Genomic DNA, 12,227 nt, shown 5'->3' on the forward strand with positions numbered 1-12,227 from the left:
CGCGTTTGTAGTCGCTGAGCGCCACAAAGCCAAGCACAACAGCCCCTTTTCACGGCAGGGATGCAGCTCCGAATCCGGCCTCAATTGGCCTGTGTCACCTTGTAATCGAACAGATACCCGTCCAGCGCCTTCTCAACCGCGGCGTGCCGGTCAGCCATCGCGCGCGGCAACGTCACGGTGACGTCGATACCGCGCTTGCCGCCCGCCGTGACATTGATCTCGGCGTCGGCCGCCCCAGCGGCTTCCGCAACCACCTGGGCGACGAGCCGCTGGACAGCGTCGGTGCGCAACTGCGGCTTGAAGATCTTGCCGACACTGGTCACCGGGATCGCGTCTATCACGATGATCTGCTTCGGCCATGCCGGGCGTTCCGCGATCAGCGGCTCGGCATGGGCTTTCAGTTCGTCGGCGGTCACCTGCGCGCCCGGCTTGAGGGCGACGTAACACACCGGCAGCTCGCCGGCATACTTGTCAGGCTGCCCAACGGCCGCCGCAAGAGCGACCGCTGGATGGGACTGCAATGCGTCCTCGATCAAAACGGGATCGATGTTGTGGCCGCTGCGGATAATGAGATCTTTCGAGCGCCCGGCGATGAACAACCGCCCCTGCTCGTCGGTGTAGGCCAGATCGCCGCTGTCGAGATAACCGTCGCGCAGCGCGTCGCCGTTCTGGCTCCGGTCCTTGTAACCGGGCGTGACGTTCGGGCCGGACACGGTCATGACGCCGACCTCGTGCGGCGCGCAGGCCTCGCCCAGCGAACCGTCAGCGCCGAGCTTCCGAACGACGACCTGCGTATACGGCAGCCGAATGCCGACCGAACCAAGCACGGGCTCCGCAGCGGCGGGATCGATGGACACCAGCCCGCCGGTCTCGGTCATGCCGAGGATTTCGTGGATCGTGGTGCCGGTCATCTTCTGGTACTGCAACGCGACCGCCCGTGGCAGCAACGATGCGCCGGAAATGCTGTAGCGCGCCGACGAGATGTCGGCATCGACCGGCACATTGAGCAACGCCGCCAGCGCGGTGGGCACGCCACCAATTACGGTCGCGCGGTAGCGCTCCACGATCTTCCAGAAATTCTTGATGATGGCGGGATTGCGCATGCCCGCCGGCGACAGAACGAGGATGTTTGCACCCGCGATGAAAAACGACAGCCCGCACGAAATCGTCGCGGCGACATGAAACAGCGGCAAACCGTTGGTAATAACATCAGCCTCACTCAGATCCTGCAGCACGGCTCCGCCGAACGAAGCAGCAATCTGCATGCGATGAGTGTGGGTGACGAGCTTTGGCGAGCCGGTGGTGCCGCCGGTGTGGAAGTAAGCGGCGACATCATCGCCACCCCTCGCCTTGCCAAAGATTAGCGTATTGCCTTCATGCGCATTCAAGCCGGGCCAAAATCCCAATACGCCCTCCGGCAGAGGCGCATCGGAGAGCGACACCTGCACAAGTTTGATGTCCGGCAGCAGCTTTCCGACCTCGACCGCTTTCTGCCAGATGTCGAGCTGCGGATGCGGACCCAGCGCCACGAGAATCTTTGCACCCGACGCCTGGACGAGATCCGCGATGTTCTGAGCCTGCAACAGGAAGTTGATCGGCACCGCGTAGCCTTGAGCTTCCGCCCCCCAGAGCGTGAAATGCGTTTCCACCAAGCTCGGCAGGATATAGGCAACGCCGGCACCACTTCCCGCAAGGTCAGCGAAACAATTCGCCGCGCGGGTGACACCCTCGAGCATCTGCCGATACGTGACGAGACGCGGCGTCTCGTCGTCGGCGCCTGTCATCAGCATGGTCAGCGCGGTGCGGTCAGGATACTGCGCCGCGCTCTTGGCGAAAATATCGTAGACGCTGCGCGCATCGTAGCGCTGCTCAAGCGTCTTCTCGGTTTCGAACTTGATGACGTCCTTGAGCGTAGCAACCGGATAATCGCTGAAAAGCGGCATCTGACTCCCCCGTTTGGACTTTTCTCAGTCGATTGCGACGGAGCGCGTCCCGATTTTGGGCGGCACGCTATTTAATTAATTTAACAGCGTTAAGTTTTGCGCAGAGCACGCGCATTCGCAACAATCCTGACCGGTTTTTTCGGGCTGGTCTGCTGGACATCCGACATTCCCGCGCCGCTGGCGATCAGGCGCATGGAGGCAAGATGCAGGTTGTCCCGCTCGCGGATCGTCCGCAACAGGCCGCTCATGTGCATCATGACGATGCCGTGCGCGGCGGAGAAAAACGACTCCCCCAATGTTCTGACGTCACCCTCGATATGCCCGGCATCGACAAGCGCCTGCACATAGGTGGTCATGGTGGCGCGGAAGCGCGTCATCGTCGCGGAGAACTGCGGCGCAATCGCCTCTTCGAGATTGTCCGTGAAGAAGATCAGCCGGTAGGTGTCGGGATGTTTCAGCGCGAAATCGAGAAAGGCCTGCCCGACTGCACGCGCATTCTTGCGCGCATCTCTTGCCGGATCGAACGCCGCTTCAAGATGGCCGCAGAAACGATCGAGGGCTGCTGCCCGCATCGCCACGAGGATTTCGTCCTTGTTGGCGAAATAGCGGTAGGCCGCAGTCTGGCTGTAGCCGAGCGCCTGTGCGATCTGGCGCATCGAAACGCCGGAGACGCCATGTTTGGCAAAAAGCTTCTCGGCCACGCGCAACAGCCGTTCCCGGAAGACCTCGACCTGCTGATCGGTGAGTTGCTTACGCATGCCAATCCCGTCGCTCTGCCTCGCCTGCCTGCGCCATCCGGGGCTCCGGCAGATTCCTATTTCATCTCGATCAATCGCGCGGCGTAACGCGCCATCAGATCGATTTCGAGATTGACTTCCGACCCCACGCGCCAGTCGCTCAGCGTCGTGACCTGCAGCGTATGCGGAATGATGAGAACGGAAAATACATCGTCAACGGCGGTATTGACCGTCAGCGAAGCGCCATCGAGCACCACCGAGCCTTTCGCCGCAATGAACTTCGCAAGCTCGCGCGGCGCGCGCAGCTCGAACCTTGCCATGTCCGGCAGATCCTCGCGCACGATAATCGTCGCGACACCGTCGACATGCCCGGCAACGATGTGGCCGCCAAGTTCATCGCCGATCTTCAGCGCGCGTTCGAGATTGAGGCGCGTCCCCTTGCCCCACCCCTTTGCTGTTGTCAGCCGCAATGTTTCAGCAGCGGCATCGACATCGAACCATGTCTTTCCCTGATCGACACCGGATTGAACCACGGTCAGACACACGCCATTGCAGGCGATCGACGCACCGTCCGCGATGGTGGTCTGGTCATAGCGGCACGCGATCCGCAACCGATGCAACTGCCCCTGCGCCGTCGGCGTGATGCTGGTGATTTCGCCAAGGTCCGTGATGATGCCGGTGAACATACTTTTCTCTTTGTTTGCCCCTGATCTGATCGGAAAACCGGTGCCCACTTTTCCGGATCAGGGGCGTCGCTCGTAAACTGTCAGAGTATCTTGATCCAAGGCCTCGGTAGCACGCGCGCGCCAGCGAGGCGACTGGGCGATGACCGACAATGGCTGCGTATCGAGCGCCGGAATACCATCCATGCCGATGGCCGCCGGCCCGCGCAGCAGCCAGACCTCGTCCACGAGAGCAGCGCTCAGGAACGACGACGCCACCCGCGCACCGCCTTCCACCATCAGCCGCGTAATGCCGCGCCCGGCTAGTACCCTTAAAGCAGCCTTGAGATCGAGGCCCGGCGGCGCCGTGGTCGTCACAGGGACGCGGATGACCTGCGCACCAGCCGCGCCCAGCTTCATCGCCGCTGGGGCCTCGGACAGATCGGATGTCATCACCCACAACGGTGTCTGACGTGCGGAGTGCACCAGCTTGCTGGACCCCGGCAATCGCAGTGCACGATCGAGCACCACGCGCACCGGCGATTGTGCTTCCAGCCCCGGCAGGCGCACGGTGAGCAGCGGGTCATCGGCGAGCACCGTGCCGATGCCGACGAGAATGGCGTCGCTCTGCGCGCGCAGCAGATGCACCCGTGCCTTGGCTGCCTCGCCGGTGATCGCGACAGGTCGGTGGCCCGCCGCCGCGATCTTGTCGTCAGCAGATACCGCCAGCTTCAGAATGACGAACGGGCGTTTCTCGCCGACGCGCAGGAAGTGTCCGGCATGATCGCGGGCGGCCTCGTCCTTACAAAGACCAACCTCGACAGCGATGCCGGCGGCGCGCAACCGCGCGTGTCCCTGCCCGCCAACGTCGGGATTTGGATCTTCGATGGCGGACACAACGCGCGCGATTCCTGCCTCAACGATTGCATCTGCGCAGGGCGGCGATTTCCCGAAATGCGAACACGGCTCCAGCGTGACATAGAGCGTCGCGCCGCGTGTCGCCTCGCCCGCGCGTCTCAGCGCCTCGGGCTCAGCATGGGGCCGCCCGCCGGGCTGGGTCCAGCCGCGTCCGACGATGACCCCGTCCTTGACGATGACGGCGCCGACGGCGGGGTTCGGCCAGGTGCGGCCCTGCCCGCGCCGGCCAAGCGCCAGCGCAAGCTGCATGTAACGCAAATCATCAGACATGAAGTCAGAGGACATTGGGATCAGGGTATCCGGCACAGCGATCAAGCTAGCGGATTAGCGAACGCCGCGCCGTGAAAAAATCACTTGCGCGCGACCGCCGGCCGCGGCGGTTCGTCCTCGCCCGACAGTTCGCCCAGCACGGCCTCGAAATCCTTGGCCTCGCGGAAGTTTCGATAGACCGAGGCGAAGCGGACATAGGCAACGTCGTCGAGCTGGCGCAGGTGCTCCATCACAGTCTCGCCGATGACCTCCGAGGAAATCTCCGCCTCGCCGCCGCTTTCAAGCTCGCGCACAATCGCCGACACCATCTTCTCGACGCGCTCTGGATCGACCGGACGCTTGCGCAGGCTGATCTGCAGCGAGCGCACCAGCTTGTCGCGGTCGAACGGAACGCGGCGGCTGTTGCGCTTGATGACGGTGAGTTCGCGAAGCTGCACGCGCTCGAAGGTGGTGAAGCGGAAATTGCACGCCATGCAGACGCGCCGCCGCCGGATCACGGCCGAATCTTCAGTCGGCCGTGAATCCTTCACCTGCGTATCGAGACTGTTGCAGCTTGGGCAGCGCATGGACCTGCCTTACTGGTAAATCGGGAAGCGGTTGGTGAGTTCCTTCACCTTCTCCTTGACCGATGCCTCGACCAGAGGTGCCGAACCCTCGCCCGATTGGGCGACGGCGTTGAGCACCTCCGAGATCAGCGCACCGACCTGCTTGAATTCGGCGACGCCGAAGCCGCGCGTGGTCGCAGCCGGGGTGCCGAGGCGAAGGCCGGAGGTGACGAACGGCTTCTCGGGGTCGAACGGGATGCCGTTCTTGTTGCAGGTGAGACCGGCGCGGACCAGCGCCTTCTCGGACACGTTGCCCTTGAGGCCCTTCGGCCGCAGATCAACCAGCATCAGGTGATTGTCAGTGCCGCCCGAGACGATCTCGAACCCGTTGGAGCGCAGCGTCTCCGCGAGCGCCCTGGCGTTCTCGACCACGTTCTTGGCGTAGATCTTGAAGTCCGGCTGCAACGCTTCCTTGAAGGCGACAGCCTTGGCGGCGATCACGTGCATCAGCGGGCCGCCCTGCAGGCCGGGGAAGATCGCCGAGTTCAGCTTCTTGGCGATCGCCTCGTCATTGCTGAGGATCAAACCACCGCGCGGCCCGCGCAGCGACTTGTGCGTCGTCGTCGTGGTGACGTGCGCATACGGCACCGGCGAGGCATGCACACCACCGGCAACCAAGCCGGCGAAATGCGCCATGTCCACCAGCAGATACGCGCCGACGCTGTCGGCGATTTCGCGGAAACGCTTGAAGTCCCACGCGCGCGAATAGGCCGAGCCACCGGCGATGATCAGCTTCGGCCTGATCTCTTCCGCCTGCTTCGCCACCGCATCCATATCGATGATCTGGTCTTCGCGGCGCACGGTGTAATGCGCCGGCTTGAACCACTTGCCGGACATGTTAACCGGCGCGCCGTGGGTGAGATGGCCACCCGCAGCGAGATCGAGACCCATGAAAGTATCGCCGGGCTGCAACAGCGCGAGGAACACCGCCTGGTTCATCTGGCTGCCGGAATTCGGCTGCACATTGGCGAAGCCCGCACCGAACAGCTTCTTGGCGCGCTCGATAGCGAGATTTTCTGCGACGTCCACGAACTCGCAGCCGCCGTAGTAGCGCGCGCCCGGATAGCCTTCCGCGTACTTGTTGGTCATCACCGAGCCCTGCGCCTCGAGAACGGCGCGGCTGACGATGTTCTCAGATGCGATCAGTTCGATCTCATGCTGCTGGCGACCGAGCTCACCCTTGATCGCATTCGCGATCTCAGGATCGGCCTGCGCGAGCGAGGCCGTGAAGAACGAGTCGGGAGCGGAAGCAGTCTTGGCAGATGAGCTCATGAAATATCTCCACCGCCGCAGCCTTTCGAGACGGCTACGGACGGTTACGGGTGGCATCAAGGGCGGCAGCCGCGAGATACCATATCTGGCGGGGGTGGCCAAGTTCCAAGCCCGTGGGCCGCTATTTATGCCGGACAGCCCTGTTCCGCGCCGCCCCCGTGGGCCGGGTGCCAACCGGCACGCCGCCAGGCCGCCAGGCCGCTCCGCAGGCGCGGTTTTAGCTGCGCCTGCCCCCGGCTCGAGCCCCGCTGCTGGCCTTTTTGCCCACATTCCGGGTCCGGAACTGCCCGGGTTGGGCAACATAATTCGCACCGAAGGCGGCCGCCGAGCCGGTATTTGGAGGGAGACCGCCCAAACGGGCGACGCGCGCGCCTACAGCCGCGCGTAAAGGAACATCACGTTCAGCGAGCACGCGGCCAGCAGCACGAGCATCAGTGCGACCTGCAGCCGGTCGCCGGCGAATTTGAGAATCGGCCTCATGATTTGAGGATGATGGAAAGAGTCCGCGCAAGAGTCTCGGACGATATTTTTGACTTTGGCGGGGGAGGATTCAGGACTCGTTTACGAGTCGATTCTCGAAACCAAAACGCGAAAAGGCGCCCGAAGGCGCAGCGCATGATCCGCCGAAGTGTGAGCGGTTCGGCGCAAAGATCATGCGCCCTTAAAATAGTTTAAGAGCGCGATCTTTTATTGATCGCGCTCTTAAGTCGCATATCCCACACCAGGGGAAGCTCGTGCGGAATTCTTCCGCGTGCATCTTTCGCGCACTTCGGTAACAGCCGGAGGGCACCGGCATAAAACTGCAAGGAAGAACGATGGGCCGCCGATCTTTTTGCATCAGCCGGCTAACCCGAATTTGTAAAAGGCTCAGAGCCGATACAGGATCTGGTCGGTCCAGAAGCGCTCGAGGCGATGCAGCGACTTGTTCAGCGTCGCGAACTCTGCGTTCGAGATGCCACCCACCTGCTCCACCGTCTTGACGTGCTTCTGATACAGCGCGTCGACGATGTGGCGGATTTCCTGGCCCTGCGCGGTCAGACGAATCCTAACCGAGCGGCGATCAACGCGCGAGCGCTGATGATCGAGGAAGCCCATCTCGACAAGCTTCTTCAGATTGTACGAGACGTTGGAGCCGAGGTAGTAGCCGCGCGTGCGCAGCTCGCCGGCGGTCAATTCCTTGTCGCCGATGTTGTAGAGCAGCAAAGCCTGCACTGAATTGATGTCGTTGCGACCGCGGCGATCGAATTCGTCCTTGATGACGTCGAGCAGACGGCGATGCAGACGTTCGACCAGCGTAAGAGCTTCGAGATAGAGCGGCTGCACGGGTGCAGCGGCGTTGTCGCGAGCAGGTTCAACTGCCGTAGCGGCGGCTTTGATCATGACACTTCCCCTGTTGTCGTTTTTACGACTTATTCGACGAAACTTTTGTCTCGCCTGATAGGTGCAAACTAAGGGAGGCGTTTGAAGATCAGCTTAAATAACAGCATAAAGAGATGGTTTATTTGAAACGGTGAATCGTATGTTACATCGATAAAATAAGGGCTTTTTGTTAGTTTTGATTCACCCAAACAGCCCGATGTTCACGCTTCGTCACAAGCGCTGTCGCATTCCAGCACACGTTCGTTCAAATTTGAAAGACTTCGTAAAACATCAAGGCGAGTACCGTGCCGCGATGCGCTATGGCGGCCTCTCCCGCGCCGAAAACCACGCCAGGACGAGATAGGCCGCGAGCAGGATCAGCGAGACGAGAACCGCGAAAAGGTTGCCACCGTAGATCGTGGGAAACATCAGCTCGATCACGGCGGTTGAGACGATCGTCGTGAGCCACACGACCGCGCCCCATGGGGTTGCAAGCCACAACCCCACCGCCGCGACCAGTTCGATCACCGCGAAATAGACAGTGGCGGTTTGCCACTGCGTGGTCTGCGCCTCGAACGCGCTCTCATCGCCGCCGATGAAGCCGGTGATCTGCGCCCAGTGATAGAGTCCCTTGATCATCGACAGCACGGCCATCACGCGCAGGAACAGCACGAGCCGTGTGGTCCATGTGCTTTCGCCCGTCTCCGCGTCCGGCGACGTCATCGCCGTGACCAGATTGACCTGATCGCGCGGAACGTCGTCGTTCGCGCCTCTGGTCCCTCGGCCCATGCGGGCGGCCATCGATTGCCGGGTGTCCTTGTTCATGGCGCCTGTTTGATCCTTTACAAACCTAAAATCAATCCGCCCGATGACGCCTCCGTGCCGTGACGGGAGCCCCGGCAGATGCTACATCTGGCGACATCTATTTGCGGGAGTGGTATCAAGATGGCGATCAAGTTTGGGCGTCCGATTGAATTGCGGGATGGTCCGCGGGACGCGGCCACCGCCGCCCCTTCCCTCGATCTGACCACCCGCATGCGCCGCAACCGCAAGTCCGAATGGGCGCGGCGGCTGGTGCGCGAGAACGTGCTCACCACCGACGATCTGATCTGGCCGCTGTTCGTTGTCGACGGCAACAACCTGCGCGCGCCGATTGCCTCGATGCCCGGCGTCGATCGCCTCAGCGTGGATCAGTGCGTCCGCGACGCCGAGCGCGCCATGAAGCTCGACATTCCCTGCATCGCACTGTTTCCCTACACGGAGCCTTCGCTGCGCGACGAGACCGGGTCCGAGGCCCTGAACGCCAACAATCTGGTTTGCCAGTCGGTGCGCGCGATCAAGAAGGAATTTCCTGATCTCGGCGTGCTGTGCGACGTGGCGCTCGATCCGTTCACCAGCCACGGCCATGACGGGCTGTTGCAGGACGGCCGAATCCTGAATGACGAGACGGTCGCAATCCTCGTCCGTCAGGCGCTGGTGCAGGCCGAGGCCGGCTGCGACATCATCGCCCCAAGCGACATGATGGACGGCCGCGTCGGAGCGATCCGCAACGGCCTCGACAATGCAGGCTTCGGCGATGTGCAGATCATGGCGTATGCCGCGAAATATGCTTCAGCATTCTACGGCCCGTTCCGCGACGCTATCGGCTCGGCGAAAACGCTGACCGGCGACAAGCGCACCTATCAAATGGATTCGGCGAATTCCGACGAAGCGCTGCGCGAGGTCGAACTCGACATCGCCGAAGGCGCGGACATGGTGATGGTCAAGCCCGGCATGCCCTATCTCGATATCGTGCGGCGTGTGAAGGACACCTTCGCGATGCCGACCTTCGCCTATCAGGTGTCTGGCGAGTACGCGATGATCGCGGGCGCAGCCAATAACGGCTGGATCGACGGCGAGCGCGCGATGATGGAAAGCCTTGTCGCATTCAAGCGCGCCGGCGCCGACGGCGTGCTGACCTATTTTGCGCCGGCCGCGGCGGAGAAGCTCAAGGCTGGACGCTGACAGCGGTTCCGCGACCAGCGGGATAACTTTTTCTCCATGTGAGCCTAAGCCATCTTGCGCACGTAATTCGGCGGGGCCATGTGCGCAGCAAGCGGTCCAGTGGAACTTTCAGGACCGGCGAGGAGGGTTTCAATGTCTAACACGAGAAACACTGGCGACGCGACATCAGGTGCGACCTGGCGCAACAATCCATCGGCCAGCGCGAGCGCGCAGCAGGCCTATGATCCGTGGTTGCAGCCCGAGTTGTTTCGCGGCGTGCTGACCAAGCGGTTCTTCGCGTTTCTGATCGACCTCGTGATCCTGTCGATCCCGATCATCCTCGCGGTCATCTTCGTCACCCTGTTCGGCATCGTCACGCTGGGGCTGGGCTGGTTCCTGTTCTGGCTGATCTCGCCGTTCTCGGTGATCTGGGCGCTGCTCTATTACGGCATGTCGCTTGGCGGGCCGAACGGCGCCACCGTGGGCATGCGCATGATGGACATCGAGATGCGGACATGGACTGGCGAGCGGCCCTACTTCATCCTCGGCGCGGTTCACGCGGTGCTCTACTGGGTGTCAGTCTCGTTCCTGACCCCGCTGGTCCTGCTGGTCGGCTTGTTCAATGGCCGCCGTCGGCTGCTGCATGACATCGTGCTTGGCACGGTGTTCATCAACAGCAGCGTCCAGGCATCGGCGGTCCAGACCACGCGCGTTTAGACGAATTCCAGCCCGGGTAGATCACATCCGTGTGGTCTGTCCGGGTTCGGTGTCATTTGCTGCGAGAAACCCGGATCATTCTCGCGACGGCGCGTTCAAACTCGTTGACCCCTGCCCCCCGCGGCGCGATGCTGTAAAAGGAATCGCGCAGACCGGAGACACACGGCACCCCGTGACGCAACACTCGCGCAATACGCCGCAATTCTATCTGACGGCGCCCTCACCCTGCCCCTACTTGGAGGGCAAGCAGGAGCGCAAAGTCTTCACGCATCTGGTCGGCGACAAGGCCGGTGAACTGAACGACCTCCTCACCCATGGCGGCTTCCGCCGCAGCCAGTCGATCGCCTACCGTCCTGCCTGCGATCAGTGCCGCGCCTGCGTGTCGGTGCGCGTCATCGCTAACGAATTCCGCCCCTCGCGCAATTTCCGCAAGATCCAGGCGCGCAACGCTGACATCGTCAGCGAGTTGCGCACGGCGGTGCCGACCTCCGAACAGTACTCGGTTTTCCGCGCCTATCTCGATGCCCGCCACCGCGACGGCGGCATGGCGGACATGACCGTGCTCGACTACGCGATGATGGTCGAAGACAGCCACGTCTCGACCCGCATCATCGAATATCGCCGCCGCACCGCTGACAGCGGCGTTACCGGCAAGGGTGGCGACCTGATCGCGGTGGCGCTCACCGACATTCTCAGCGACGGGTTGTCGATGGTGTACTCGTTCTTCGAGCCCGGCGAGGAAGGCCGCTCGATGGGAACGTTCATGATCCTCGACCACATCGCCCGCGCGCGGCGGCTCGGCCTGCCTTACGTCTATCTCGGCTACTGGATCGATGGTTCGCGCAAGATGGACTACAAGGCCCGCTTCCTGCCGCAGCAGCGGCTGGCGCCCAGCGGCTGGCTGCGCGTCGAAGCCACCGGCTCGATGGCGCCTGAGCCGCAGGACTAGCTTGCTCTCCTTCAACTGCAAACCAGCGCCGCCGTCATCCTGAGGCGCGAGCTCTTGCGAGCCTCGAAGGATGACGACGGCGGCGGTTGCTAACCGTCATCCTTCGAGGCTCGCCGTAAGCGCGGCTCGCACCTCTGGATGACGGCACAGTTGCTCAGGCGGTGCCGCTTTACGCCGCCCGTTGACCGGTAGCACCCTGCAATGCATGCGCGGCGCGCAACGCACCCGCAACAGCCTTCTCACGCTGCTCGGGACCGATCTGGATTCCGTCGGCCGCAATGATCTCGGGATTGGTGATGCCGATGAAACCGAACACCCAGCGCAGATAGGTTTCCAGATGCTCGCCCGCCGCGGCCGGCGTACTTGCGCCGTAGAAGCCGCCGCGCGAAATGGCGACGATCACGCGCTTGTTGCCAGCGAGCCCCTCAACGCCCTTCTCCGAGTACTTGAAGGTCTTTCCTGCGACGAGGATGCGATCGATCCAGGCCTTGAGCTGGCTCGGAATGGTGAAGTTGTACATCGGCGCCCCGATGACAACGATGTCGGCGGCAAGGAATTCATCCAGCGCGGCGGCGCTGGCTGCGATGTCGTCGCGCACGGCCGGCGTTTCTGGCGTCGCGCCATGGGCCGCCGCGAGATGTTCCCCGCTCAGATGCGAGAACGGCGTCGCGCTGATGTCGCGATAGGTGACATCCAGATCGGGCGTGGTTTTGCGCAGGCGCTCGACGGCCGCAGCCGAGAGTTGCCGGGAGACGGAATTGCCGCCGAGGATGCTGGCGTCGATATGGAGCAGTTTCATAGGTTCCCCTTTA

The 12,227-nt window shown here is 62.5% G+C and carries 12 protein-coding genes; 3 read left to right on the forward strand and 9 right to left on the reverse strand.

The window, feature by feature from the left end; genetic code table 11:
- Positions 1 to 80: 80 nt before the first annotated feature.
- The 8 genes from HNQ36_RS07235 to HNQ36_RS07270 all read right to left on the reverse strand — a co-directional run bounded on the left by HNQ36_RS07235 (position 81) and on the right by HNQ36_RS07270 (position 8,591).
- A complete protein-coding gene (locus tag HNQ36_RS07235) occupies positions 81 to 1,943 on the reverse strand; it encodes an acyl-CoA synthetase (RefSeq protein WP_184083448.1) in 1,863 nt (620 codons plus the stop codon).
- Between the two features lie 89 nt (positions 1,944 to 2,032).
- Positions 2,033 to 2,701, reverse strand: a complete 669-nt coding sequence (locus HNQ36_RS07240; RefSeq protein WP_184083450.1) for a TetR/AcrR family transcriptional regulator — start codon at positions 2,699 to 2,701, stop codon at positions 2,033 to 2,035.
- Positions 2,702 to 2,757: 56 nt separating this feature from the next.
- A complete protein-coding gene (locus HNQ36_RS07245) occupies positions 2,758 to 3,366 on the reverse strand; it encodes a riboflavin synthase (protein ID WP_184083452.1) in 609 nt (202 codons plus the stop codon).
- A gap of 57 nt (positions 3,367 to 3,423) precedes the next feature.
- Entirely contained in the window at positions 3,424 to 4,530 is a 1,107-nt protein-coding gene (ribD, locus tag HNQ36_RS07250; RefSeq protein WP_184083454.1) for a bifunctional diaminohydroxyphosphoribosylaminopyrimidine deaminase/5-amino-6-(5-phosphoribosylamino)uracil reductase RibD, read from the reverse strand.
- 80 nt (positions 4,531 to 4,610) lie between these two features.
- Positions 4,611 to 5,096 (reverse strand): transcriptional regulator NrdR, encoded by a 486-nt coding sequence (gene nrdR / locus HNQ36_RS07255; RefSeq protein WP_184083456.1) that lies wholly within the window; start codon positions 5,094 to 5,096, stop codon positions 4,611 to 4,613.
- 9 nt (positions 5,097 to 5,105) lie between these two features.
- Positions 5,106 to 6,407, reverse strand: coding sequence for a serine hydroxymethyltransferase (gene glyA, locus HNQ36_RS07260; RefSeq protein WP_184083458.1), 1,302 nt, complete (start codon positions 6,405 to 6,407; stop codon positions 5,106 to 5,108).
- Between the two features lie 867 nt (positions 6,408 to 7,274).
- On the reverse strand, positions 7,275 to 7,787 hold the full coding sequence (gene ldtR / locus HNQ36_RS07265) for a transcriptional regulator LdtR (RefSeq protein ID WP_184083460.1): 513 nt from the start codon (positions 7,785 to 7,787) through the stop codon (positions 7,275 to 7,277).
- 297 nt (positions 7,788 to 8,084) lie between these two features.
- Positions 8,085 to 8,591: a DUF6163 family protein gene (locus tag HNQ36_RS07270; protein WP_184083462.1), complete on the reverse strand. Its 507-nt coding sequence runs from the start codon at positions 8,589 to 8,591 to the stop codon at positions 8,085 to 8,087.
- 120 nt (positions 8,592 to 8,711) lie between these two features.
- Between HNQ36_RS07270 and hemB the strand changes: the two genes are divergently transcribed.
- From hemB to HNQ36_RS07285, 3 genes are all read left to right on the forward strand, one after another.
- On the forward strand, positions 8,712 to 9,770 hold the full coding sequence (gene hemB / locus HNQ36_RS07275) for a porphobilinogen synthase (protein ID WP_046826680.1): 1,059 nt from the start codon (positions 8,712 to 8,714) through the stop codon (positions 9,768 to 9,770).
- Positions 9,771 to 9,902: 132 nt separating this feature from the next.
- Positions 9,903 to 10,466, forward strand: coding sequence for an RDD family protein (locus tag HNQ36_RS07280; protein ID WP_184083464.1), 564 nt, complete (start codon positions 9,903 to 9,905; stop codon positions 10,464 to 10,466).
- A 172-nt stretch (positions 10,467 to 10,638) separates the two neighbouring features.
- On the forward strand, positions 10,639 to 11,415 hold the full coding sequence (locus HNQ36_RS07285) for an arginyltransferase (protein WP_184083466.1): 777 nt from the start codon (positions 10,639 to 10,641) through the stop codon (positions 11,413 to 11,415).
- Positions 11,416 to 11,584: 169 nt separating this feature from the next.
- Here the strand turns inward: HNQ36_RS07285 and HNQ36_RS07290 are convergent, their stop codons facing one another.
- Entirely contained in the window at positions 11,585 to 12,214 is a 630-nt protein-coding gene (locus HNQ36_RS07290) for an FMN-dependent NADH-azoreductase (RefSeq protein WP_184083468.1), read from the reverse strand.
- Between the last annotated feature and the right edge of the window lie 13 nt (positions 12,215 to 12,227).

The organism is Afipia massiliensis (assembly GCF_014203115.1).
GTDB lineage: Bacteria > Pseudomonadota > Alphaproteobacteria > Rhizobiales > Xanthobacteraceae > Afipia > Afipia massiliensis.

Bases quoted from the DNA above. Each gene is read 5' to 3' on its own strand.
- HNQ36_RS07235 (WP_184083448.1), bottom strand. From the start codon at position 1,943: ATGCCGCTTTTCAGCGATTATCCGGTTGCTACGCTCAAGGACGTCATC.
- HNQ36_RS07240 (WP_184083450.1), bottom strand. From the start codon at position 2,701: ATGCGTAAGCAACTCACCGATCAGCAGGTCGAGGTCTTCCGGGAACGG.
- HNQ36_RS07245 (WP_184083452.1), bottom strand. From the start codon at position 3,366: ATGTTCACCGGCATCATCACGGACCTTGGCGAAATCACCAGCATCACG.
- ribD (WP_184083454.1), bottom strand. From the start codon at position 4,530: ATGTCTGATGATTTGCGTTACATGCAGCTTGCGCTGGCGCTTGGCCGG.
- nrdR (WP_184083456.1), bottom strand. From the start codon at position 5,096: ATGCGCTGCCCAAGCTGCAACAGTCTCGATACGCAGGTGAAGGATTCA.
- glyA (WP_184083458.1), bottom strand. From the start codon at position 6,407: ATGAGCTCATCTGCCAAGACTGCTTCCGCTCCCGACTCGTTCTTCACG.
- ldtR (WP_184083460.1), bottom strand. From the start codon at position 7,787: ATGATCAAAGCCGCCGCTACGGCAGTTGAACCTGCTCGCGACAACGCC.
- HNQ36_RS07270 (WP_184083462.1), bottom strand. From the start codon at position 8,591: ATGAACAAGGACACCCGGCAATCGATGGCCGCCCGCATGGGCCGAGGG.
- hemB (WP_046826680.1), top strand. From the start codon at position 8,712: ATGGCGATCAAGTTTGGGCGTCCGATTGAATTGCGGGATGGTCCGCGG.
- HNQ36_RS07280 (WP_184083464.1), top strand. From the start codon at position 9,903: ATGTCTAACACGAGAAACACTGGCGACGCGACATCAGGTGCGACCTGG.
- HNQ36_RS07290 (WP_184083468.1), bottom strand. From the start codon at position 12,214: ATGAAACTGCTCCATATCGACGCCAGCATCCTCGGCGGCAATTCCGTC.